Here is a 24,490-nt window from a genome sequence, read left to right as displayed (position 1 = left end):
GCATGTTCGCCGGGTTAAGCATGACGCGTACCGCTGCGCCCAAAGGGCCAAATCCTCTCGGGCGTAACCCCCTTGGCCGGGCAAGTGAGCGACGCCGGCACGTTGCCTACCTTTTCCATCACGGTCGAGAGCTTCATTGGTCTGAGCGCTATGTCGACGTCCATCTCGCGCAGCTGAGTGAAGGCGAGATAGCTGTAAGAGCTGCAGAAATTGTAGAAGAATTCGATTGGCTGGGTCATACGTTGGCTCACATGTCGGCTTCGAGAAGACGGCGCGTGGTGTCGGTGGCACCGGGCCCCGCGCGAAGCCGGGAGCGTTCGCGTGGCACCGCCTCGCCCGTTGCGGCGTCAACAAGTGCGAGGATCAGCGGCCTGCCATTTTGGCGATCGACCATCTCTGTCGTCGGCTGGCCGAAGCCGCTGGCATCCCAGCGATCACCCCATTCGCGCAGCGCAACGTTGACCTTCCACAGGTCATGCCCCTTGGGCGTCAGGCGGTACTCATCGCGGGCTGGGCGTTCCTGGTAGCGCACGCGCTCGACAATACCGGACACGCACAGATGCTTGAGGCGAGCGGCGAGCGTCGCGGCGGGAATGCCTGTGCTCGCGCGAAGATCGTCGTAACGGCTCAAACCCAGCGAAAGGTCGCGGATTATAAGCAGCGCCCAGCGATCACCAATCAGTTCCAGCGCGCCGGCAATCGAACAGCGCATCCCTATGAACGACTTCGGTTTCATTGCTCAGCTACCTTGAATGGAGCGGTTTGGGCCGACGCTTGCGTCTGCAGACCGCGCGCTTTCACGAAGATCACGCACCTCGCTGCCGCGGGGATCAGCGATGTCCTCCATCCCACGCTCCAAGTCCCGCAACCTATCGAACCAGCGCATCGCAATCTCCACCGCTTTCGAGCACCCGACGTCAGAGCATCCTGGTTACTTCAATAATTGAAGTTATATGCATGGTGTGTACGAAATGCAAGGCTGGCAAATGCCAGGCCAGATGGCAGGAATGCGATAATGGCAGCAGCATCCCACGGCGTGGAAGGGCCTGGAGCTGAAAGCCCGCGACGCTCGCTACCTGGCGGACGCCTGAGAGGCGGCGCAGGCTAGTGAGAGCGGCGGTGCAAAAGTCGGCCACGGTAGCGGCGGAATAATCCAGCCGCGGGCGGAGTAAAATCCGGCCACCTATTTCCTTTCTGCAATGAGCGCAGGAGGGACAGGGGATCTACACCGTGGAACTTTATTTGAGGGTTGGCCTGGCTGTTTCCGAAGGGATGACGCAGCGTCAGGCAGCAAGGCATTTCAACATATCGCGCGACAGCGTCGCGAAGATGTTGTCGTATTCGACAACGCCCGGCTATCAGCGGCAATTGCCGATCCGGCGGCCGAAGCTGGATGCGTTCGTTTCGACGATCGAGCATTGGTTGGAAGAGGATATGAAGGTGCCGCGCAAGCAGCGCCATACGGCCAAGCGAGTGTTCGACCGTCTGCGTGACGAGTGCAGATTCACCGGCGGCTACACGATCATCAAGGATTACATGCGTGAGCGGGATCAGCGCCGCCAGGAAGTGTTCGTGCCGCTGTCGCATCCTCCCGGCCATGCGCAGGCCGATTTCGGTGAGGCGACGGTGGTGATCGGCGGCGTCGAGCAGAAGGCGCGCTTTTTCGTGTTCGATCTGCCGCATAGGCCAAGAGCCGTTTTTGCTTGACGCCACAAGCTGACATCGCGCCTCTGAGATATTCAGCTATCTTGAGGAAGAAGGATAAGCTGTACGCTATATTGGGTGCCTCGATCAGAACGATTTATGGTTGGTTTAGGTGCCTTTAGGCAGGAGTTATTTCAGTTGGTGACACTGAGATCGTGATGATCAGGCGGGTTCAGAGAGCAATACCGCGTTATGCGCTGTGGTGCTTGGGCGCTGCCTTACTCATGTTCATTGGCGGCCTGGATGCATTTCTCCGCTCCTACAATGAGGCTTCTGAAGAGAACCGGGTGCAGGGGATCCGTACCAAAATCGGCACATTTACGAGTAGTGACCCGATTGGGACCCTTCCGATGTCCCTCATCTGGGCCATCAAACAGTGGCCCGATAGCTCCGCGTGCTTGGCCGATCCTATCCAGCGAGTTCTCCGCTGGGCGGAATTAGGCAGCCGTACCGCCATCAAGGTCTGCCTAAGCAGAGTCTTTAACAATCTCGGCTCCGGCGAGATTGCCGCGACTCTGACTGCCAATGGTTTTAGCGGAGCGTCGATCGACGCAGCATCTCTTTCCTTAAAAGGAGCAAAATACACCGTGTCCGCTACCTGCATTGCAAACGCTCGACCATGCGGCGTGGTGGTCAACGAGTTCATGTCATTTCCCACAGAGGCATACGCCTACACTGTCCGAATCATTCCGCTTTCGGACGGCATGACAGACGTCCGAGTGACTCCGCTCGCAAAGTGAAGACGATCCATTTCCTACCCTTTACAACATCATTCTTCGTCGTCCGGTTCGGGCCGAGTGGCGCCTTCCGCTTACTCCTCCTCGCTCTCCACTTCGGCCGAAAGCGGCTCACTCTGAACAGCTCGCCGACTGAGCAATCCCGCATCCTCGAGAGCCTCGACATCCGGCAGATCCCGCAGTGTCTCCATCCCGAATGCTGAGAGGAAGTGTTTGGTCGTCACATAGGTATAGGGCGCCCCAGGCGTCGGACTACGCGGCCCGGAGCCGATGAACCCCGCGCCGCGCAAGTTACCGATCGTGTCGCGGCTGACCTCCCTGCCAAAGATCTTTGACAGCTCGCCGCGTGTGACCGGCTGGAAATATCCTACCGCCATCAGCACCATCGCCTCGAACTCCGACAGGGCCGCAGCCCCTCCCCGCGTCGGCGCGGAAGAAGCCCGGATCGTCTCGGCAAACCGCGAACGCGTTCGGTGCTGCCAGCCACTGGCAACCGACACCAGCTCGTAAGGCCGGTCTCGTAGCTCCTCGATGAGATCGTCGATCAGCAGATCGATGCTGCAGTCCTTGCCGACCACCCGTGCCAGCGTCTCGCGGGAAACCGGCTCTGTTGATGCAAAGATCACCGCCTCGACGCGCATCATCCATTCCCGCCACCTCATCTCCGCCGGCAGGTCTTCAAGCTCCCGGTCAAAGGGACCTTCGTCCCGGACGTTCGTCTTGCTGCGGCTTGATCTAGCTGCAATTGATCCGGCCATCGTCACAGTCCAAAGATCCGGAAGGAGGAGCGGCCGGAAAGCTCGCGCACCGCCTCAAAGCTTTCGAGCCGCTCGAACAGCCGGTTGGCGGCCCAGCGCGACAGCTTGCTGCCGGGCGCCGAGGCCGGAACTGCGTCCTCGTTGAGCAGCTTGCGAATGACAGGCTCCGCGCCCTTGGTGCGCAACTTCGGCACGACGGCCAGCAGCCGGGCGGAGCGGCGGTCAATCCCGGCCGCCGAGCGCAGTGCTGCGTCGACGCCGTCGACCAATGCCAGGCAGATCGCCTTCGCATAGGCCGGCTCTCCTGGGCGGACGCGGCCTCTGCCGCCGAGCATGCGAAATGCCGGCCCATAGCGTTCAGGCAATAGCAGTGGTACAGGTTTTGGCCATTTCAGCTTATGCGCCAGCACCATCTCCGCCAGCCCAAGCACCAGCACTTCGGCATCCGGGCGAACGGTCGTGATGGCAGATATCAAATCGGCTAGCGCGAGGGGTGCCGCTCGCCCGGATTGGGTGGCGGTATCGACGAGATCGGGGACCGAGGCAAGACCATCGTCCCATCGAAGACCGAAAAGATCCGCGACCTCTTTGACGAATGAGGTGGTGACGGGCCCGGATCGGTGCGTCAGCATTCTAGTTGCCAGAAACAGCTTTCCGGCCGGCCCCGTATTATCACCAGGGACAGTCAGCAAAACGGCGTCGCGGATGGCGGGTTCTTCCTCGCTGCGGCCTAGCTTTTTTGCGACGACGGCGGCCGATGTGAGGGCGAGGCGATCGCGCCAACAGCCAATCCACGGCGGGTCGGCGCGGATTAGATCGTCAAGCGATTTCAGCGCGATACCGGCGGCGAAGGCGGCGTCGGATTCGCTGAAGTCGCGGCCGCGCGAGAGCGCCCAGGCCGGCAGGCGGGGTGGCCAGGCAGCGGTGGTTGGAGCGGAGAGCGTGAACGAATCCATGCCGCAACCGTAAATCAGGTGCGCAGTTTATGCTAGCTAAGTCGCTATCAACTGCACCGCCCGTCCAGCGTCAATTATGTCCGATAATGTTGCATTATCGGACATAATCCTCATTATATAGAAATGGCCCAAATCAACGAGCGAAACACCGAAAATGACGTCGTGAAGACCTCAGCGCCGCCTCACAGCATGGCTTCCCGCGGTGATGTTCCCGCGCCGGAGGTGTCGGGTGATAGCCCCCTCCCCTCCCCTACCGCAGAGGGGCAGACACCAGCTCATCTCACCAGCCTCACTGAGCGCGCCCGTGGCTATGTCGAAGCCGCCAGCTCCGCCAATACCCGCAAAGCTTATGCCGCCGACTGGAAGCATTTTGCCGCCTGGTGCCGGCGCTCCGGTCTTACCCCCCTCCCGCCGCATCCGCAGACAGTCGGCCTTTACATCACCGCCTGTGCCTCCGGCAGTGCCTCGGGCACGACTGGGTCGGGCGCCAAGGCCAACTCTGTCTCGACCATCGAACGACGCCTCTCGTCGCTGTCGTGGAACTATGCCCAGCGCGGTCTGTCGCTCGACCGAAGAGACCGGCATATCGCCACCGTGCTGTCTGGCATCCGCAACAGCCATGCGCGCCCTCCCGTTCAGAAGGAAGCGGTCATGGCAGAGGACATCATTGCCATGATCGAAACCTTGGATCGTGGCACCCTGCGCGGCTTGCGCGATCGGGCTATGCTGCTGATCGGCTATGCCGGCGGGCTGCGGCGCTCCGAGATCGTCGGCCTCGACCTCAAAGCAGATCAAACCGAAGATGGCCGCGGTTGGATCGAGATCCTAGACAAGGGCATGCTTATGACCCTGCGCGGTAAAACTGGGTGGCGCGAGGTTGAGGTCGGCCGCGGCTCGGCCGATGCGACCTGCCCGGTCGCCGCAATCGAGACCTGGATCAAGTTCGCCAAGCTGGCTCATGGCCCCCTGTTTCGCCGCGTGACGGGGCAAGGGAAAGCTGTCGGGTCGGAGCGACTGAACGACAAGGAGGTCGCTCGGCTCGTGAAACGCACCGCCATGGATGCCGGTGTTCGCGGCGATCTAAGCGAGATTGAGCGGGCGTTCAAGTTCTCTGGCCACTCGCTGCGCGCGGGTCTCGCATCATCCGCCGAGGTCGATGAGCGTTACGTCCAGAAACAGCTGGGTCACGCTTCCGCAGAAATGACCAGGCGCTATCAGCGGCGGCGGGACCGGTTTCGGGTAAACCTCACCAAAGCGGCAGGGCTTTGACCGCGAATTGTCACTAAGTTCGGCCAGCCATCGAATTTCGGTCTCGGCCCTAAGCATGCGTAATCGGGCGGTCCCACATGAGGCAAGCTCCTAGTACGATCCCGGTGCAACCGAGATGAAGGGAGATGACGATGTTCTATGCTGCTTTGGACGTGTCACTGCGCTCAGTGGCAATCTGCATTATCGACGAGGCTGGGAAAGTCAGGCTTGAGCGCTCAGTCCCATCGGACGTGCCTGATATTGTGCGCTGCTTCAATGAGTTCGGCCAACCTATCCATCAAGTGGGGCTCGAAGCTGGTACGCTCACACAACACCTGACCTACGGTCTGACGGAGCCAGGCTTCGATGTCGTGTGCATGGAAGCGCGGCAGGTCAATGCTGCTCTTTCGGCCATGCGGAATAAGACGGACAAGAACGACGCGCGTGGCATCGCCCAACTGCTTCAATCGGGGTGGTACAGCCGGGTGCATGTGAAGAGCGTCGAAAGACACTACACCAGGGCACATCTCACAAGCCGGAAGGTGATGCAGCGAAAGTGCCTCGACCTCGAAAATGAAATTCCTGGACTGCTCAAGGTCTTCGGGGTCAAGCTGCCCATACGCCTCAGGGGCGGTGCGTTCGAAGAGGCCGTTCGCGGCACGATCGAAAACGACCCAGCGCTGAGCCATGCGCTTTTGCCGGTGCTAGAGGCCAGGCGGACGCTCCTGGAGACACGTTCCTCGAGCTTGATCGACGGGTGCGAAGGTCCGCCAACTAAGACGCCATAACCACCCGCCTCATGAGTGTTCCAGGCGTCGGATATGTTAGGGCCCTTAGCTTCATGGCAGCAGTCGGCGACCCTATGCGCACGCTACCGTCAGCTTATCAGCGCGGGAAAGCTCAAGGCAGTCGCCATCATCGCGATTGCTCGGGAACGGCGGCGTCCCTGTGGGCTATCGGTCAAGAGGTCGCTCCCGCCGCATGAGCATGATGATCAACGCCAAACTCGACACATGAAAGGAAGCAGCTAATCAGCACTCGCATACATCTGCTGGTGTATAACTTGGAGGCAGAGCCCCGGTGGGAAATCTCGACAAAATACCCGTGGCAAGCGCTAAGCTCATGTCCGAGCGTAGACGGAGGCAGCCCCACACGAACCTACGGAAACGCGGGAAACAACCCGCGCATAAGAGTATGCAGACCGTCGTCGAAAGCCCTGCCCGAAATAGGTTGCCATGCAACACAACCATGTGCTGAATTCTTGCCTGATCTTGCCAAAGCTTTGAGGAGCAAAAATGCGCATTTTGAGGTCAAAGGGGACGAGTTACACGAGGTTCGAGGGGCGGCGTCAGTCACATAAGGATCTCTCAGACCCGGCACACGAGAAGGACCCTTCCCTCAGACAGCTACCGTCGCGCGGTTTGCTGCTCAAGACGAAAGCAGCCTCCAGCGGAGGAGCTCGCAGCTTATCAGAAAAAATCTGGGACAGCCGATCGCTCCCCGATCAACTGGAACGGGATCGTGATCTCGCGCTGCGGCAATACATCCAGTGGCTGGACAAGGCTCTAAAAAAGCCCCGCAATCTGAGGCTTCTAGACATGCCTTCCTACGTCGCTCGAACGCATCTCGGGACTTGCCTCTGGGACCTGTTTGCCGAGCTTCAATTCGAAGACTCTACGCCCGATGATCCCATTTACAAACAGTATCTGACGCGCTGGCAGACCAAGGTGCATCCTTACGCGCGTCACGAAGTCAACTGGCAGAAACCAGAGACAGATGGGAACGCCGAGGAGATCAACCAAACTCAGGGCACCCCATGCAAAGAGCCTGATCTGGCGATGTCGACGACACGCTGGACTTCGGTATTCGGCGTCCCCGTCGGAGCATCGACGATGGATGCCTACCGAGAGGCGGCGAGCAAAATCCACGAACATCTTCTCTTTCAGGAACTGACGATCCAGGGCGATGAGCGAGAAAGCCAAAGACATCCTTCTGGTTACGGCTTCATGAACAAGCGTGGGGAGATCATCACGCTGGATGCAACAGACCCACGCGATTGCGATAGGTTTGAACGATACAAGAATTGGTCAGAAGAGCTTGAAGAGCTGTATTTCCAGTACGGCGACGTCGCTCGACAGATTGCGTCTGGCTTTAAGAACGAGCCAAAGGCCGGGAAACCAAAACAGCGCATTGGAGCGGCGCTTTACGAACATTTTGGTAAGGTTTTGCAGGATTCAAAGATTCCGGACGAAAAACGGCAGGAGCTTTGGAACCTCCATAACCGGATTCGGCATTTTTATCGGACGCTAGCAGGCAGCCGACGTTTGCTAGAAGCCTTAAGGAGCGATGACACCAATAAGCTTCGCTTTCTTCTGCCAAAGAACAGCGAGGAGCTTCTTGACCGAGTTGTCGGCAAGCGTAATGCAAGCCGCCTCAATCGCAAAGTCAGACTTGGCAAGATCATTGCGCACTCCATTGATCTTTCTGCCGGCTATGGTGGAAGCAATTTCAACGCCCTGGTCCATGAGGCGATGAATTATTACACCACCAGCGTCGGTCAGTCGGACATCAAGCGAAACGAAGCCTTTGTCCGCATATTGCGAAATGCTGTCGCGTTTTCGATGCGGACCCACGCAACCTGGCTTGAGGAGGGTCTGGATCAACAGGCGAAGGCTTTTGGCACGGGTGACAGACCGGTCGCATCGAAGGAGGCAAGCAGAGACCTGTCGGAACGAGATACGGCAGCGGGTGCACTTCTGCACACGCCGCTGCACAAGATCATACCCCACGCGCGGCTTATCTTTGGATCCCGCGTCTATGAGTTCGCTTTCGATTCGACCTCAGTTCAGGAGGCACGGAAATCACGCAGCCGAACGGACGTTTTGTTCGATGGCAGCGAACAGGACAAGGAAGTCCTGTGGGGGCTGCTACGCCTCGCGGCCCTGGTGCGCAACCGCAGTTATCACTTCAACACCAAGAAGAGGTTCTTGAGCGCACTGGAGAACGGTCTTTTGCGCGCGCCGGCGAACAAGGGGGACCGGAAGCCCTTTTCAGATCGCGATGGCTCGATTGTCGACAGCCCGGCTCTGATGAGACTTGAAAGCCTTCTCGACTACGATCTGAAACTTGACGCACAGATCCTTTCCCAGACCCTTACAGCGCTTCGATTCCATCACCATGTGCCGACGGAGATGAGGAGCGCAAACCTTCTAACATTGGGCCGACTTCCTGCCTCCGACGATCGCGTGACGCCAAAGTTCATGACACTGATACAGAAGGGGAAGGATTTGGCGTCAAACGACGCGGCAGATTTGGTCCCCGATCTGCTGCAGCAGTTCTCGGCACTGCAACTGCATGACCTTTCGAAAGACCATGGCAGCGTCAATCACGACAGGATAGGCATTCTTCGCCTGCTCTACAATCGCGCGTTCCCAAACTGGCTTGAGCAAATCGAAAAATCCGAAGAAGCTTCGGTGAAAGTCTTCAAGGAAATCCTCAAAAATAAGCGAGCAAGGCGAGAGAGCTATCTCAAACAGACAAAGCGTGTCCTTGCAGATGACGAGCTTCTGGCCGACACACTGCTGGGGAAGGCCACCACCATCGCCGAACTTGAAGAAGCGTTCACGGCAGAGGCCCTTTCCTCCCAGGAACGTGAGCTCGATGACACCCTGACCGAGCCGGCACAGACATCGGACAAGCCTGTCTCGCCCACCCATCCCCCGTCGAACCCCTACGTGCCGGACAGGTCTCAGCAGAGTGGCGAAACCGGCGCACTGCAAGGTTTTCGATGCGAAGTCTATGCCTATCTCTTTGCGCAGTTCATTCAGGAGAATCACTTCGGCTGGGTATGGTCCATGGCCGAGCCTGCGGGATCGGAAGCGACAAAAGTTGCCGTCGCCGAAGTCACCCGCGATCCCGGCCAGCAGCCATCATGGCTCCGCCAGTTTTATGCATGGCTCTATCTCGTTCCGGCAGACCAGATTGCGCTGCTGCAGCACCAGTTCCGCAAGACGAAAATTCTGGAAGAGAAAGCCAAACGCGAGCGCGCGATCCTGTTCCCGGCCGCTCGTCCCACTGGAGGGGTACCTGCGAGCAGCAATGGCGAAAACGCTGCAATCAAGGAAATGCCTGCGCGAGACCAGATGTTTGCCATCATGCAGGCTAATGAAGACAAGGCAGACAGCCTGCGTGCCCTGGACCGCGTCATGGGCCTGTATACTCGTGTGCATGCCGCCGGGTTCTCAGGCGAGGAATTCGCTATCGCCAAACAGTTCTTTTCGGATGGCAATGTGTTCGATGAGCTGTTTGCAACGGCTGAAGCGGAGGAAACACTCATGCTCCCCGGCACGATCAGCGGGCTGCAGCAATTGGCGCGGCTGGGGACGCTGAACGTGCTGAAAAGTACCTTCACGAAACACCAGGTCACGCAGCAGGAAGCTCGTGCCCTGAAAAACTTCGTCAAGGATGGAGAACTGGCTCCTTTCATCGCAAAACAGAACCTGCATGCAAAACTGCAGACTGCATGGAAGGAAAAGCCTTGTAACGAGGTGCTGCTTCGCCAGGATGTTGAAAAATATCGGGAGGCGGCTGCAGAGGTGGCCGGCTACAATTTCGACATCGCGGCCGCTCGCCTGAGCGACTTTGCCAATACCCATCATCTTTTGATAAGCATTCTGGGAAGACTGGCGGATTTCACGGCGATCTGGGAGCGAGATCGCGATTGCCTGCTTCTGGCTCTGGCCTTTGATCATCATCCGCATCTCGAGTTCGTCAGCAGCGGCAAGGGTGACGTTTTCGTGAAGGATCCAGGGAAGGAAGAGGCATTTCAGGTCTATTGGAGACAATCAGGGTTTGTCGGCATGCACAGACGGTCCGATTTTCTTGTTTTTGCGAGATGCGCGGAACAGCCGTGGTTACAGCGTTTCTTTGGTTTGCCAAGAGATAATGAAAGGCATCGCACAGAACACACGCTGGATGTTGCGCGACAGCTGCGTCTTAACCCGGAGCTTCAGCGGCAGGGCAAAACGGAGTTGAAGCCGAATGTTGGCCACAGGTTTGAAGTTTCACGGATCCGCAACGATCTGGCCCATTTCAATGTGCTGGACTTTCAGCCGGACCTGAGGAAGCCGGGAAAGCACTCCGGCAGAAGAAGTCTCAATCTGACATATGTGATAAATGCGGTGCGCGCATTGATGAGCTATGATCGAAAGTTTAAAAACGCTGTTCCGAAAGCAATTGCCGACATTGCTCAAAAGCAAGGGATGGGCCTTTCCTGGACCTTCAACCGGGACCGTTTGCTGAATGCAGTGCTGACACCGGCATTCCATTCCCATCTCGATTTCATTCGTTTTGAAGACGGATCCAGACCTACCTTCAGCCTTCCGGTGGTTTCTCCAAGACGGCTCTCCATGACGCGTGCATTGTTCGATTTCGGCAATTCCGGATATCTGGTCGACACGGCAACCGGCAAGCTGCTTGCCTATCCGGAGCACGTCTCGAAACTGTGCTTGCTGCGTAAGACACCAACGAGACTGTTCGGGAGCGGCAAATCTGCTTCAGATTCGTGAAAACAATTGTAATCTAAAGCTTATTTCGGCGACCCGAGGCCAGCCTTTGCAATTGGTGCCGACAAACCGCAATACGACCCGTCTGGCTCAGATAGTGTGCCGATTGTCTGTGGTCCTTCAATGGTCTACAAGGAGTGAGTTCAGCATGACCGCTTCTTTCACAGCGGACTGAACCTTTCTGGCCCCTAAGGGTTTGAGTGGATGATGTTCAGCATGACCGCTTCTTTCACAGCGGACTGAACCCTCCATAAAGAGGAAGATGTGACTGTTGTCGTTCAGCATGACCGCTTCTTTCACAGCGGACTGAACCTCGAGGCGTTAGGTGTTCCGGTTAGAGTTGATGTTCAGCATGACCGCTTCTTTCACAGCGGACTGAACCTTCAACCTCGTGAGGTTAGGGGTGGATCGTGTTCAGCATGACCGCTTCTTTCACAGCGGACTGAACCCCGTACGGGGGGTGAGACTGCTATGTTGAGCGTTCAGCATGACCGCTTCTTTCACAGCGGACTGAACCGCCAACATGTCCACGCGAGGAACTACATTTCAGCAATAGGGGAACGATGACCGTGCAAGAGCCGCAGGATTTGTGGCAGCGAGTGACGAGCCTGGAGGCCTTGCAGGCGGCCTGGCATCGCGTGGCTGACAATGATGGATCCGCCGGAGGCGACGGGATCAGCATTCGGGACTTCGGCGAACACCTGTTTGCCAATTTGACCGAGCTGCGCGTCGAGCTGCTTTCAGGCAGCTATCGTTCAGGTGCCTTCAGAAAGGTCAGCGTTCCCAAAAAGAAGCAAGGATATCGGATCCTGACGATTCCAAGCGTGCGCGACCGCATCGTTCACACCAGCATCACAAATGCTCTCACACCTCTCTTCGAGCCACTTTTCGAGGACGGCTCGTTCGCATACCGACCCAACCGGGGTGTGGTCCATGCAGTGCAACGCATTGAGACATGGCGGAAGCGCGGCTTCGACATTGTCATAGAAGCAGACATCGTCAGCTATTTCGACAATATCGACCAATCGATCCTGAAGGAGAAGGTGACTTCCATCCTGTCGACCATGCCAGGCTCAGCTGCCCTGCTCGAGCTGCTGAGCAGACTGCTTAAAGAACAGGGCAAGGTGCTTGGAACACCGGGTCAAGGCATCGTCCAGGGTTCACCGCTGTCGCCCCTGCTGGCAAATCTCTATCTTGATGCGTTGGACGAGGAGATCGAGGCGCAGGGTGTCAAGATCGTTCGTTTCGCCGATGATTTCGTCATTCTGTGCAGATCGGAGAAAAAGGCCGAAAAGGTGTTGGCTCATGCCGTGACCATTCTCGGCCAGCACAATCTGCGGCTTCATGAAGACGGAACGCGTATCGTCAGCTTTGACAGGGGTTTCGATTTCATCGGCTATCTGTTTCTTCGAACGCTGGCGCTGAAAGAGAACGCAGGTCCCGTCGCCCCGGCGGCAAGGCCCGTCAAGTCGGAGGTGACAGATGAGGGCATTATCACGCTGGATTCCACGGGCTCGCGCTTCGACCCCGGCAAACGGGTTCTCTATGTCCTCGACGCGCGCCACATGCTCGGTGTGCGCAATCGCAGTTTTTCCGTCCGCCGGGACGATGGCTCCGAGCTGATATCCATCCCGCATCAACGCGTCGGGCGCATAGAAATCGGCCCGTTTCCTGATTTTTCGCGCAAGGCGCTGGACCTTGCCCTTGAACACGGCATCGAATTTTCAATGCTCGATGGCTTTGGTCAGACCAGAGGCTCAGCATCGACATCGGAGGGGCGACGCGCTTCCCTGCAACTCGCGCAGGCAAAGGCAATCCTGACGGATGAAATGCGCCTTGCATTTGGAAGAGCACTGGTCGCTTCCCGCATTCGCAATCAGCGGACTCAACTCATGCGGCTCAACCGGACAAGACAGCTTGATCGGGCAGAAGCTGCACTGGAGGTCATGTTCCGATCCCTGCGCAAGATCGACCAGCAGCAAAGCATAGAGGCCCTGCGCGGCATCGAAGGCTCGGCCAGCGCCGCCTACTGGCCTGCAATAGGCTGCATGCTGAGTAACCAGCCTGTGCGGGAGTTTCGACGACAGCGCCCCGCCGAGGATCCGCTGAATGCTGCGATCAACTACCTGACAGCTATCCTGGAGAGAGATACCCGCGCGGCCATACAAAGCGTCGGCCTGCATCCCGGCTTCGGCTTTCTTCATGCCAGCAAGGACCGCCATGACGGACTGATCTACGACATGATGGAACCCTTTCGCGCGGCACTGACGGAGGGTATCGCCATATATCTCTTTAACGCCCATCGATTGCGACCCGAAATGTTCCTGAAGGGAGAGCAGCGACCGATCGAGATGAATGACGACGCCCGCCGGGCAATCGTTGGAGGCTACGAAGCGGCGGTCGCAAAACGCATCAATCCCTCCGATGGCGGTGCCAAACTGACTTGGCGCGCAATGATACTGCATCAGGCACGGGGATTGGCGAATGCAGTGCGGCAGGAAGATCACACATTGTTCAGACCCTATATCATGGAGGCCTGATCCATGCCACGCGACACGCCGCTGCGGGTATTGTGCTACGACATTTCCAATGATGCTGCTCGCAGAAGAGTTGCGGTGATCCTGGAGGACAATGCGTCCCGCGTGCAGTTTTCCGTTTTCGAGACAAGGCTGAACAATGCCCAGCTGAAACGCCTGATCGAAAGGATCGAACCGATTCTGGCAATGGGCGACAGTCTGCGCGTATACACGATCCACACGACCGGCGAGAAACATTACGCTGTCCATGGTCACGGTGCGCCTATTGAAACCGACGCCAACTATTGGCTTCTTGAGCGAAAAACCGAGGATTCAGCTTCGGATCATCATAAGGCGCGAGCAATATGCAGAAAATCATCCAAAGGATTCATGATACGATTCTCAAGGCGATCGCATGTCAAGTGGGCGCTTCTGCTTCAGATCCCATTTTATTTCTCCGAGCGGTGACAATGCATTACGAGGAGACACATGACCGCTTCTTTCACAGCGGGCTAAAATCCATGACATAAACGGCGAAGCGCTCGGTAATCCGCAGATGGTATTGGCAGGAGTAGTCCATGGATTGGGGTGCAACAATAGTGTGCAGGCAGGATGGACGCGCAGAGTGTGCGGCAGTCCTGGTTGGCACGTCTGACGCTGCGGGCCTTTTCAAAGGCAGGCTTTCACTTTCACACAAGGCGTTACACGAGCACTTTGGCTCGGCAACCGAGTACGTAACGTCACGCTCGCGGGATGAAATCGATGAATGGGCGTGTGCTCTTGAATTCCGGCCTGAAACAGACAAGGCTCTGAAAGGCCTTGTCATTGTTGTTGAGGACGCATCACCCGACACATGCCTGGCGCTGCTGGCATTGCAGTCGCGGCTGATCGGACGGGAATTCCCGAGCCTTTGGAGCAGTTACTCCGAGCTGTGGGAAGAAGGTGACACGGAGGAGACCGGCGAAGCCGAACATTCCTTTGGCGCACTCCTGTCCGCCCTGGTGCATGTCGAACTTCAACAGGCATCCGATCCGTCCGCAGAGGTTCGCTCGGATGCCCTGTCCACGGCGGTGCGAAAGGGCATGACATATGCCAGCGGACTGATTTCACAGGATCTGCAGCCCAGCCGGATTCCGCCGCATCTGGTCGAGGCGGGCACCGGCTTGACCAGATTGCATCGAGAGGCACGATCACGACTGGCCTACGAGCGGCTAGCCTATAGTCAGGTCGCCAGGTCTTCGGCGAAGCTTCAGCTTGCGATTCACCTGGCCGGCAGCCGCCGCAAGACACTGGTCGATGCCATACTGTTCAGCGAAATACTTTTTACCGGAGCGATGAAGCACTTTTCCCGCAGCGACCCGACCACCTTTACCGGTCGTGGATATGCGCTTCAGGCACTCCACCGCCCTGCCCTGAAGGGCACCGGAAACGACATTACCATTTCGACCAATCCCGCTTCGAGCCTGGATCTTTGGGCCTTGTGGGCCGAACTGGAACGGCTTGAGGATGAACGGTGGCGTTCGTTTGCCGACACACCCGGTGGCTTTAAGCGACCACGTGGCAATGATGGCGACCGCGCTCTCGTCAGCCACGACGAGAACATCGGGTCTGCCATGGCATGCCACCAGCCCTGGTGGGACGACAAGGGAAAGAGGACCCTGATTGCTGCCCCAAGATCTGTCCTTCATGATGGCGCCAGCTTTCCAGGCTCCCTGCTGACCTGGGGCGATGTCAAGGCGGCGATGTGGCGATGCTACGCCCCGACAATGGGACTGCGTGTCAGCGACCGCAAGGACCGCGCAACCGCGATCAAGCTTTCCGACAGTTCGGCGAACGTGCGTGCCCTTGCAACGCCCCTGGTTTACGGAAGCGACACGACGATCATCGATTGCGTTCGAATGCCGAGCCAGGGAGATGATGCCATCATCTGGTCACCGACATTGTCGGCAATGTTCGCGGCCATGCTCGCAACGGGCGAGATATCAATCGATACGCTTCCGGACACCTCCGACTTTGATGTGATCGAGGCACGCGGCGGCACCATGATCATCAGCAAGCACGGGGTCGCGCTGATAGAGCTTTCGCAAACGAGTGATTTTCCACATCGAGAATTGCGAAGAGCCGCTTCCGACGTCGCGACCGTGGTCGGTTTCGCCCGTGATCTGGAGCGGAGCCTCCAGTCAGAGATTCGTCAACTCGCGCTCGTATCTGCAGCCAACGAAAACGGCCGCAGCAAGCGAAGCGCTCTTCGGGCGATTTATTCGGCCAAGCTGAAAGCACGCGACATCTGGGAAAGATCCTCGCGTGTCGAAACAGACAGCCTCGTCAGACAGTTCAGGGAATGCTGCGAAGCCCGCTGGCAGGGTCGAGCACAGCTTGACATGGTCATTTCCGAGCTCGAGGAGCTTGAGCGCATGATCGTCTCGACCAGCGAGCTGCGGGCCAATGCGCTGCTGAATAAGGTGGCCATCTACGGTCTTCCGGCATCCTTGGCAGGAAACCTTCTTGGAGGGCTGCTACTGATCGGAGAAAAGGGCGAATTCAATGGGGTGGCTTTCGCGGTAGCGTTAGCCTATGCCGGTTCCACAGTCGCAGGAGTAGCATTCTTGTTTTGGCTAGTGCGGCGGGAAGCCTCAAGTTGGCGCATGGATTGATGACGGCCGCGAAAGCAGGATCGAAGAAGTTGAATTCCAACCAAAAAAACTGCAAGCATTGCTAGATCAAGCGGTCGTTTTTCGTACTTATGCCGATTTTCGGGAGATCATAAGCTATCGAAATTATGGTAAATGATTCCTTATAGGAACTCTATACGATTATAGGGTTCCTCATATAGGATGATTACGGTTATGGCTTCTAACAATCGATAACCAACGTTTACCCATGGTTGTTGATCTGGAGTCGCAATCGCGCAGAATCGGGCAAATCACGGCCTTGTCGGCCGCCGGAAACCGCGATTTTGGGGCACCCGTGGCCAAAGCTAAGATTTCACTGGCCGCCGTCGAACGCCGCGCCGAAGAGCTCGACACAATCGCTTCCGTCCTGCCGATAGAACGGCGCGACGAGCTCGCGGAGCTGCTGAACGACCATGATGTGGAGACCCTGAAGCACCTTGTCGAACGAGGCATGGCGACACTACGCTGCGCGCACTGACATCCGATCTCACTTATCTTGAGGCCCGGGGCCTGGCCGCAACCGGACGTCCCTGCCATGGCCAGCACCGGAAGCACTATTGCTCAAATTCGTCGCCCATCATCTGTGGGATCCGGAAAAGCGCGCACGCGACCCCAACCACGGCATTCCCGTCGATGTTGACGAGAATCTCAGGCGTCAGGGTTTTCTAAATCCATCGGTCCGCACGCGCCTGATACGGTGCGTCGCAGGCTGGCCAGTTGGCCGACACTCACCAAATGGCGCGGTCTTAACGGCGCTTTCGCCTCCCTTGCCTTCAAACAGGCGATCCGGTTGGCGGTTCGCGCGGTGCCCCGGGCGCGTCGCCGCAAGAGCGCCAAGGCGGTGACCGGCGTCGTACTGGTAAAACTGCTGGCAACCTGCGCGACAGACAGTCTGCGTGATGTCAGGGATCGCGCCATACTGATGGTCGCCTTTGCCTCCGGTGGTCGCCGGCGCAGCGAGATCGCCCGACTGCGACGCGAACAGCTGACGGTCGAGCCACCGATCGAGGTGCCCGACCGGCCATCCCTTCCCCTCCCTCGCCATCCATCTCGGCCGCACCAAAACCACATCGGCGAGCAGGACGATGTCGTCTATCTGACCGGTCGGCCCGTCGAGGCGCTCAACGCCTGGCTGGCGGCCGCCAAGATCGACAAGGGCAGCGTTTTCCGAGGGATCGGTCGCTGGGGGACGGTGTCGCGGCGGGCGCTCGATCCGCAATCGATCAATGCGATCCTCAAGCAGCGGGCGGAGATGGCTGGGTTAGAGCGGGAGGATTTTTCCGCTCATGGGCTGAGGTCGGGTTATCTGACGGAAGCTGCCAATCGCGGCATCCCACTGCCAAAGGCTATGGAGCAATCGCGTCACCGTTCGGTTCAGCAAGCTTCGAGCTATTACAACAGCGCGACTCGTCGCACTGGACGAGCAACGCGTCTTCTTCAGTAGGGCCGATCGTGCCTAAATGGCGGCTAGCCGGCGGCGTAAGAGAAATCAAGTCAACGCCTGCCGAGCCTCGCTCTCACTATCTTCATCCCCCCAGTGCAGCGGCCGACTATTTCGAGATTGAAGATGTCGGTTCGCCTGACGAATTCGTCCCTTGTGGCGCTCCTACAAGCAAGCTTCAAATTCCCTGACCAATTGCCATAAATGTTCTGAGGGGATTTGCGGAGTGAAGCTACTACCGCGAACGCGGGGCTATATGTAATGCGCTCTCCAGCCCGATCTTCGGTTCTTGGGGCCGCGCTGACTATTGTATCCACTTCGCTCGAATAGCCCGGCTCAGCGATTAGAAGGCAGCTGAAAATCATGAGAAAAAGCGTCCTGACGCGACCGGACAACTGCATGTATCCCTCCACATTATTCGCGACTAGCCGAACCCAACAAATGCAATCGTAACATCTTTACTATTCCAACGCTTGAACAAACGAGTTGTGCTTTCCGTTCCGAAGTGTATTCTCGAAAAGGCTACTCACCTAACCGTACTGGCATTCTCTGGTTTCAGTGTCGCAAAACGCAGCAATGCTGCGCCGCATCGTAAGCATCCCAGGCATACTTCCAAAATTCCTCTAAAACAGCAGGAGTCTAGTATGAACCAGCATGCAGTGGTCGCCAATCACCAAGTCCCTGATATGCCACATCGGCTCAATCTCGTTTGGTTAGAATTGACTAATGTGTGTAATCTGGAATGCGTCCACTGTTACTGCGAGGCTGGCCCCAATGTCCGGGTCGCTCGGCCGCTAACACACGAGGAATACTGTACTGTAATTGACAGCGTCGCCGATTATGGCTGCAAGGAGATTCAGTTCATCGGTGGTGAACCGACCCTCTACAAGCAGCTTATTCCGCTAATTGAACGAGTTGGGGAGAGAGGGATAGGCCTAGAGATATTTACTAATGCGACCTTCCTTTCGGAGGCCCTCTTAGCTGCCTGCAAACGCTTAAACGTGAGATTTGCAACATCATTTTACTCCGATAAGCCACAGGTTCATGATGCCATAACAACCAAGCCAGGAAGCTTCGAAAAGACAGTCAACGGAATAACCAGAATCATCGCGGCGGGTCTAAACATTCGCGCGGAGATAATTTTGATGAAGCAGAATATCGGCGATCTTGCTGCTGCAACCAGCATGCTAAGGTCGATGGGCGTCAGCGCGATCAGAGCTAATCACCAGATCTCTGTTGGTCGCGCAGTCAATGAGGTACCCATGCCGGAAACGTCCGCAGGCCTCTGTGGCCGGTGTGGGGACGGCCGCATCGCGATCGCCCCCAATGGCGAAATCTATCCTTGTATTATGTCTCGAGGAAACTCTTTGGGATCGATCCGGTCAAACTCGATCTCGGAAGTCATGCGTGGGAACATGCTAAAGACTTTTCGCAAACGGTTCCCGGTCCTGTCCGATAGCTTGGTCAGCGTCGGGCGCCCCTCTCTGGTGTTCTCGGATCCTTTACGGATGGACTGTTCGCCAAATCAAGCATGCAGCCCAAACTCCGCAACACCCAATGACGTGGATCCGCATAAGCCACGTGAGGAAAACGCCGATGATCCCCCTGAGGCTGTACCGCAAAAAGATTGCTCGCCAAACCAAGCATGTGCACCGAATGTAGCAGTTCCAGGCCAAGATCCTCAGAGTGACGGCGTTCCTGCACCTGATGATTCACAACCCGAGAAAGACTGTTCCCCGAACCAAGCGTGCGGGCCAAATTTCATCCAACCGGACCATGACGAACTCTTTCGCGATTGTTCACCGAATCAAGCCTGCAGTCCAAATTGACTAGGTCCCCATTCTGGAATTAATCGCGATGAGCGGTGTCTCTTCAACTCATGAGGTTTTAGCAATGCTTGTCGGATCCCTCCGGGGATCTGACAAGCTCTATTACAAGGCCATCAGCGCTGCTGTTGAGAGCAGCGCAGCTTTCCATCCGGTGATACTGAATAATGGCAGACTGTTGGTCGTCCCCTTGGACCGTGACCTAGAGGAGTTCGTTCACTGCCGTCTTAGCAAGGATTTCGCGGCTTTGAACGATGTCGATTCTCAAGCTTCCAGTTTTTGCCAGATGTGGTCCGATAACCATAACGAGGTGAGCGCTCAGAGCGGTGCGAAACAAATCATCTCGGAATGGTGCGCGAAAAGTAAACGGGGGCTTCATTATCAAGGACCCGGCTTTGTTGATCAGCTTTTCACCGTTTCCAATCTGGAAATTAGTGAGTTGCGGGAAAAGTTGATTTCGACGCTTGGGCCAAGCTTCGTGACAATGCCCAGTATCCTCAAAGAAGCCGTCCGCGTCACGGTTGATTTGCCGAGTGGGCGTGTCTCGATATTTGCGGAATTGGTCAGGGCATTTGCCAAGGAATTTCCCGAGCTTTTCGGGCTTGTGAGCCGGTTCGAGTTTCCGGGCATCGGCCAATTCGAAGAGCAACCCGAATATCGGCCAGGCCTCAGGCTAGTCGTACAGTTCGATAGTCCGCGTTGGCCGCAAGATATTTGGGGGGCTTTGCGGGTCTTGCAGACCTGGGCGGCCGCCGACTCAAAAACCATAGCACCTAATTGGGCCCATCCCTATTCTCGTTCTATCTATGTCGGACAAGGCTTTCATGGGCTAAAGCACTACTTGAGGTGTTTCGACCTCCTTGGGGATTACTACGACGAGCCGACGGGTTTTTTTGCAACAAAAACACCACTCGGAAAGGGACTGAAGCGCCTAGCACTCGCTAGCTCCTCGGCGCAAGACGTACAGGAAAGCGCAACGTGATCCAGCGTTGACGATTTTCAGACCTAGGCATCCTCAATAAGTCTGCCGACGACCACCCTCAACGATGCTAGAAGCCCGGGAATCCAACAGAGTCAGGATAGCCTTGTCGAGTTGCCACCGGGAAACCTAATCATATCCTGACCCCGCCGCAAAGATTGATGAGGCCGGGTCTAAGCTCCTCCCGTCAGACATGATGAAGCCGGGTGAGGAAGCTATCAAGATCTAGGAGAAGCTGATCGAATGTGACCACGTTGACTTTTTTGGAGTCAATTAGGGCTTTCTCCATACGCCAATCCAATCTAGCCTCTTCTTGTGGAGACAACCTTACGCCCTTTCCTATAATGATGAGCCCGTGAAATTTGGCGTTGCTTCCGCCGAACACTGCAGGGAAGTTAGAAGTCGACCGATTGTCCTCTATCTTCCATATCCAATCGTTCAGCTGTGAATAGGCTCCCTCAAGGCGCCGTGCCCAGTCGCGCGTCGCCTTCTTTCCGGAAGTTTTGAAGATGCTGTTGGCTTTGCCTTCTTCAAACTCGACAAGCACGTATTGTTTGCGCAAAGAATCTCCGACCACGAGATCCGCCACGAAATGGCTGTCGATTTCGTATTCGTGTGAAACCCGATCGGAATTATAGATCTGCTCAGGAAAGTAATTGCTAATCAATAGTGACAGATTTTGGCGCTTTCTGAAAAACGGTAAGATGTCCTTCCTCTCAGACAGGGTCGGTTTGCTCGAGAGCAAATTTTTGAAATCGTGCCATTCTTGACGGCAAGCGGCGGGGTTGAACACATGAGCCTTCAACGGTTTCATGCTTTTCTCCCGACCATTCGCTGGTACTGGTCTGGATTCAATATGTCTTCAACAAAAACGCGGCCCTCCGCTACGGAGAAAACGAGGCGCAGCCTTTCACTCGCCTTGTAGGCAAATAGCTTTTCACTTCCCACGTTCACGCGACTTACATCGTGGAATCTGCTTTCATTGCGGCTCTGCCGGTCAAGCTCATCAAGTGCTTTCAGTGCCCGCTTAAGCTCGAGTTGGCTCAGCGATCTCAAAGCGATTTCGGCTCTTTTGCTGAGGGCTACAGACATCTCTTCCTCACTGTTGCAAGTCCAGCTTGCTGCGCCATGTACCTATCGAGAAACTGTGAATAGGCGTTTATCAACCGCGGCGATTCAGACATCGCGATCAGGGAAGAAGGTCGGTTCTCGGGCGGGAACGAGTTCATTGAGCTGCCCTCACAAAGAAAATGGCGGACGATTCCTCTCCACCCGCAGCTTGATCGGGATTGGCGCGAAATAGCGGGTGTTGCTTGGCTCGTTGCATAGCTGTCCGATGATGTAGGCGGTCGCGCCACCCTACCCCTTAGCATCCATCTGCTGGCTTCAATGCTGAAGGCAAGAGGATCTTGAGATCGCCTTTTTCAGACGGCCAAGCCAACCCAAACCCGTTTTCGGTAGCCAAGGCCTTGTCGTCGGCCCTGGTCACTTCCGTTTCAACCACAATCAGCTGCTTCCCTTCCCACCGTTGTTGCTGACGATAGTCGAAGAGTTGTCCTATGGCCGCACGGATAGCGAACCGAATACTCGAAACCTCTGTTGGCTTGACTCCGACCATCACATCCTGGCCTTTCCATCTGTAAATCGCAGGTCGTCGCAGAAGGTAGAAGGAATTGGAGACCGCGGACTGTCCTTTGTAGATAGTCTTTAAATAGCTTTTCGAGCTTGTTGTGCCGAGGGCTAACCCGCACCTCATGACGTTCAACATACCTGGTGTAGCCGTCAGCTGTGGCCTGCCCCGCCCTCTGCTTGACCCGGCTGCGCACGGGCGGTCGATCAAACGCGGGTATTCCCCCGCAATGATTGCACGGATTCCTTCAACGAAGTTCCGTGCCGCCGGATCGGTCGTGTCGTCCGCATACCACCAGCTCGCTTGCCCGCTCCAGCCTTATCCCAGCCCCAGGCAAAGGACTTCATCGCGCTTGTTCATAGGAATGAGATGCGCGTCCTCGGCCCGCGCTCGCACCCGGAAGCTTAGGACTTCGTCGAGCTCATGTTGGCCGGAGGGATAGCCTCCTTCGAACCTCTGGCGTTTGCGATAGACCCGCGCATTTTTGTACCACCCGATTACGCACAGGGGATCCTTGCCATCGACAGGAGCGGTCCAGACGACGTCGACACCATCGATGAACTCGGCTTCGACGTGCCCAGTTTTTCGATTTTGACATCGCGATCGACGTCGTCCTTTATTGTTTCGAAGTGGCCATAGACATAGCCATCGTCAGCTTCAACGAAGTTCAACTCCTCCCCGGCTCTTCCCTCCGAGACAACGTAGCCACCCCCACCGTTCGGAGGGTCTTTAGCATCGCGGCCTGCGTAATTCTTCATCCATGCAATATTGCAAAAAAGGAGCGGCATAATTTCTTCCAGGTCCGATAACCCAACTGTATCAATCTCATCTTTTGATCTGCGCGAGAAAGTTGCAAATCGTGTCCGCGGTCCGCTGCGTCAATCACCATCCAACAGGAGTACACTCGAGCGACCGAAAACTCACAGAAGGCGACGACGGTTGGACGATCGTTCCAGGAGGGGCCTTTTCCGCTTAGCGCAGGCGGGACGATCGACCACCTCAACCACAAGGGGTCGGGCAAATCCCAACCCTATTCCCGAGTAAGGTAAGGCAGCGCCTGCTTCTCCTCAACGACGTCAGTGTGGGGGGTGGCATACGAGCGAGCATCGATCGCCGGAATTCCCTCAGCGACAACGCCCTCGGCCTCTAGCTCGCTTTCAACCAGGGCAGGCTTTACTTGCGCCGGCGGATCGCCAAGATCCGCGAATAGAGGCTCAGATCCTCATCGCGACCCAAGACCGCGATTCCGTCTGGAAAGATTGCTCCTCCGGATCGCCTTGCTGCCTCGGCCAGATCCGCCGGAAACTCCGGAAATTCTGCCATGAGGTCAATATCACCTTCGCTCGACTCGATTAAGGCAAAGACACGCTGAGCTATTTCCAGATCCAGCGCCATGCCGTTCACGAACCTCACTAGTCCAGATCTGGAAATCAGATGCTCCTTGGCAGTGACGACCAGCGGCTCCCACTCAGCATCTTCTCCGACAATCAATGTTCTGCCGAGCCACTGGACTGTGGTGAAGCTCTGCTCGGCAGGCCTCCAGCTGCCATCGCGCGCAGACTCGCCGACTTCCGGCCCGAAGAGGAGAGTCAGCACCCCGCAGTAGCTGCCAAAGCGCACGTCTCGTGGATCAGAACGTTCGGAAGTGTCGTCGTCGTTTCCGCTGGGTGATGCCTGACTTGCCGTGTGGTCGATGAATATCTCGGCCCTTTTCACCGATTTCATCCAGCTCCCGACGGCATAGCCATGCGACGCTACCCAGGAACCGATCCTGCGCCCAGATAGGGCTCAACCCTGCTCCTTGTAGCCTTCCCTAACAGTCTTGGTAAAAGCAGCCTTGGACGCTCCCTTGGTCGCTTTCGACTCCGTAAGGGCGACAAACATATTTTGAGTGCGGCTGAAGACGTAATCTGGCGAGCGAGTCGTCGGACGTTTGCCATGGACTTCATGGTTTTCGAAATGATCCACCCAGCGATATCCATCTCAAGCCATCTGGAGATACGCAATGCCGTCGCCAACGAGGCCGGTCATAGCTTTCCCGACATAATCTTTCAGAGTGCGGGCAGTATCCAGCAGCGCAAAACGATCGTTCTTGTCATCCACGTGTCTTGAGATGAGATGGCGACACATCTGGACCTGAGCCCTCGCGGCTCGCTGGTCTATCTTCGCTCTGCTGGAGCACTGCGCCATCGCCCCGAACAGCTCGGCGGGTGTGAAGAGCATTTCGGTGTTCTCCGGCACCCGACCGACGATCAAGCGGTTCCTTCTGGGCGTGCCCGTTGATCCGCTCGACGCCAATCTGCTTTTCCTTCGCTTTCCACATCACCTGATGTCCCCTCAGAACTGCCGCCCAGCGCCAGTAAATCCCTGTGCTAAAAAAGAAAATCACTAAAAAAAACGGCTGACAAGTGACCTCTTCGAAGACTCAGGAGCCGAATTGCTGCGCCTGTTGGACGCCG

Annotated in this window: 21 protein-coding genes, 2 pseudogenes and 1 CRISPR repeat array; of the genes and pseudogenes, 13 read left to right on the top strand and 10 right to left on the bottom strand. The window is 56.7% G+C overall.

Features of this window, described 5'->3' with window-relative positions; translation table 11 throughout:
* Positions 1–14: 14 nt before the first annotated feature.
* Both E2F50_RS21805 and E2F50_RS21800 read right to left on the bottom strand, forming a co-directional pair.
* The gene (locus E2F50_RS21805; protein WP_133318305.1) at positions 15–239 is read right to left on the bottom strand and encodes a DsbA family protein; all 225 of its coding nucleotides are present in this window, start codon (positions 237–239) and stop codon (positions 15–17) included.
* 8 nt (positions 240–247) lie between these two features.
* A complete protein-coding gene (locus tag E2F50_RS21800) occupies positions 248–736 on the bottom strand; it encodes a winged helix-turn-helix transcriptional regulator (RefSeq protein WP_133318304.1) in 489 nt (162 codons plus the stop codon).
* Positions 737–1,230: 494 nt separating this feature from the next.
* Here E2F50_RS21800 and E2F50_RS21795 point away from each other — a divergent pair.
* Together E2F50_RS21795 and E2F50_RS21790 are read left to right on the top strand one after the other, a co-directional pair.
* Positions 1,231–1,683 (top strand): annotated as a pseudogene (locus E2F50_RS21795) (helix-turn-helix domain-containing protein); the annotation flags it as partial.
* Positions 1,684–1,928: 245 nt separating this feature from the next.
* Positions 1,929–2,444 (top strand): hypothetical protein, encoded by a 516-nt coding sequence (locus tag E2F50_RS21790; RefSeq protein WP_133318303.1) that lies wholly within the window; start codon positions 1,929–1,931, stop codon positions 2,442–2,444.
* Positions 2,445–2,515: 71 nt separating this feature from the next.
* Here E2F50_RS21790 and scpB read toward each other — a convergent pair whose 3' ends face one another.
* Both scpB and E2F50_RS21780 read right to left on the bottom strand, forming a co-directional pair.
* A complete protein-coding gene (scpB, locus tag E2F50_RS21785; protein WP_133318302.1) occupies positions 2,516–3,199 on the bottom strand; it encodes an SMC-Scp complex subunit ScpB in 684 nt (227 codons plus the stop codon).
* A 2-nt stretch (positions 3,200–3,201) separates the two neighbouring features.
* Positions 3,202–4,155: a DUF1403 family protein gene (locus E2F50_RS21780; protein ID WP_133318301.1), complete on the bottom strand. Its 954-nt coding sequence runs from the start codon at positions 4,153–4,155 to the stop codon at positions 3,202–3,204.
* 123 nt (positions 4,156–4,278) lie between these two features.
* On the opposite strand from E2F50_RS21780, the gene E2F50_RS21775 reads away from it, so the two are divergent.
* The 11 genes and pseudogenes from E2F50_RS21775 (at position 4,279) to E2F50_RS21725 (ending at position 20,404) form a co-directional block, all read left to right on the top strand.
* A complete protein-coding gene (locus tag E2F50_RS21775; protein WP_133318300.1) occupies positions 4,279–5,424 on the top strand; it encodes a site-specific integrase in 1,146 nt (381 codons plus the stop codon).
* Between the two features lie 131 nt (positions 5,425–5,555).
* Positions 5,556–6,191: an IS110 family transposase gene (locus E2F50_RS21770; protein WP_161974306.1), complete on the top strand. Its 636-nt coding sequence runs from the start codon at positions 5,556–5,558 to the stop codon at positions 6,189–6,191.
* A gap of 69 nt (positions 6,192–6,260) precedes the next feature.
* Positions 6,261–6,388: pseudogene (locus tag E2F50_RS23735) on the top strand (IS110 family transposase); the annotation flags it as partial.
* Between the two features lie 310 nt (positions 6,389–6,698).
* Complete coding sequence (cas13a, locus tag E2F50_RS21760) at positions 6,699–10,970, top strand: type VI-A CRISPR-associated RNA-guided ribonuclease Cas13a (RefSeq protein ID WP_133318297.1); 4,272 nt, start codon at positions 6,699–6,701, stop codon at positions 10,968–10,970.
* A 138-nt stretch (positions 10,971–11,108) separates the two neighbouring features.
* A CRISPR array of direct repeats spans positions 11,109–11,484; the repeat unit is 37 nt; unit sequence GTTCAGCATGACCGCTTCTTTCACAGCGGACTGAACC.
* A gap of 46 nt (positions 11,485–11,530) precedes the next feature.
* Positions 11,531–13,507, top strand: coding sequence for a CRISPR-associated endonuclease Cas1 (gene cas1, locus E2F50_RS21755; protein ID WP_133318296.1), 1,977 nt, complete (start codon positions 11,531–11,533; stop codon positions 13,505–13,507).
* A 3-nt stretch (positions 13,508–13,510) separates the two neighbouring features.
* The gene (cas2, locus tag E2F50_RS21750) at positions 13,511–13,951 is read left to right on the top strand and encodes a CRISPR-associated endonuclease Cas2 (RefSeq protein ID WP_133318295.1); all 441 of its coding nucleotides are present in this window, start codon (positions 13,511–13,513) and stop codon (positions 13,949–13,951) included.
* A gap of 404 nt (positions 13,952–14,355) precedes the next feature.
* On the top strand, positions 14,356–16,137 hold the full coding sequence (locus E2F50_RS21745; RefSeq protein ID WP_133318294.1) for a hypothetical protein: 1,782 nt from the start codon (positions 14,356–14,358) through the stop codon (positions 16,135–16,137).
* 226 nt (positions 16,138–16,363) lie between these two features.
* On the top strand, positions 16,364–16,633 hold the full coding sequence (locus E2F50_RS21740; RefSeq protein WP_133318293.1) for a hypothetical protein: 270 nt from the start codon (positions 16,364–16,366) through the stop codon (positions 16,631–16,633).
* A 312-nt stretch (positions 16,634–16,945) separates the two neighbouring features.
* A complete protein-coding gene (locus tag E2F50_RS21735) occupies positions 16,946–17,599 on the top strand; it encodes a tyrosine-type recombinase/integrase (protein WP_161974304.1) in 654 nt (217 codons plus the stop codon).
* A gap of 641 nt (positions 17,600–18,240) precedes the next feature.
* Positions 18,241–19,425, top strand: a complete 1,185-nt coding sequence (locus tag E2F50_RS21730) for a radical SAM/SPASM domain-containing protein (RefSeq protein WP_133318291.1) — start codon at positions 18,241–18,243, stop codon at positions 19,423–19,425.
* A 28-nt stretch (positions 19,426–19,453) separates the two neighbouring features.
* Positions 19,454–20,404: a hypothetical protein gene (locus tag E2F50_RS21725; RefSeq protein ID WP_133318290.1), complete on the top strand. Its 951-nt coding sequence runs from the start codon at positions 19,454–19,456 to the stop codon at positions 20,402–20,404.
* A gap of 184 nt (positions 20,405–20,588) precedes the next feature.
* On the opposite strand, the gene E2F50_RS21720 is transcribed toward E2F50_RS21725, so the two are convergent.
* The 6 genes from E2F50_RS21720 to E2F50_RS21695 form a co-directional block, all read right to left on the bottom strand.
* The gene (locus tag E2F50_RS21720) at positions 20,589–21,215 is read right to left on the bottom strand and encodes a Shedu immune nuclease family protein (RefSeq protein ID WP_133318289.1); all 627 of its coding nucleotides are present in this window, start codon (positions 21,213–21,215) and stop codon (positions 20,589–20,591) included.
* The gene (locus E2F50_RS21715; RefSeq protein ID WP_133318288.1) at positions 21,212–21,493 is read right to left on the bottom strand and encodes a hypothetical protein; all 282 of its coding nucleotides are present in this window, start codon (positions 21,491–21,493) and stop codon (positions 21,212–21,214) included. Before E2F50_RS21715 ends, E2F50_RS21720 begins: the two co-directional genes overlap by 4 nt.
* Positions 21,494–21,767: 274 nt before the next feature.
* Positions 21,768–22,019, bottom strand: a complete 252-nt coding sequence (locus E2F50_RS21710; RefSeq protein ID WP_133318287.1) for a hypothetical protein — start codon at positions 22,017–22,019, stop codon at positions 21,768–21,770.
* 509 nt (positions 22,020–22,528) lie between these two features.
* Positions 22,529–22,819, bottom strand: a complete 291-nt coding sequence (locus tag E2F50_RS21705) for a hypothetical protein (RefSeq protein ID WP_133318286.1) — start codon at positions 22,817–22,819, stop codon at positions 22,529–22,531.
* A gap of 385 nt (positions 22,820–23,204) precedes the next feature.
* On the bottom strand, positions 23,205–23,756 hold the full coding sequence (locus tag E2F50_RS21700) for a hypothetical protein (protein WP_133318285.1): 552 nt from the start codon (positions 23,754–23,756) through the stop codon (positions 23,205–23,207).
* A gap of 258 nt (positions 23,757–24,014) precedes the next feature.
* Complete coding sequence (locus E2F50_RS21695) at positions 24,015–24,287, bottom strand: hypothetical protein (RefSeq protein WP_133318284.1); 273 nt, start codon at positions 24,285–24,287, stop codon at positions 24,015–24,017.
* Positions 24,288–24,490 lie beyond the last annotated feature (203 nt).

Source organism: Rhizobium deserti (assembly GCF_004358025.1).
GTDB classification, from domain to species: Bacteria; Pseudomonadota; Alphaproteobacteria; order Rhizobiales; family Rhizobiaceae; genus Neorhizobium; species Neorhizobium deserti.
Note: the sequence above shows the minus strand (reverse complement) of the source record. Positions and strands in the feature narration are given on the sequence as shown.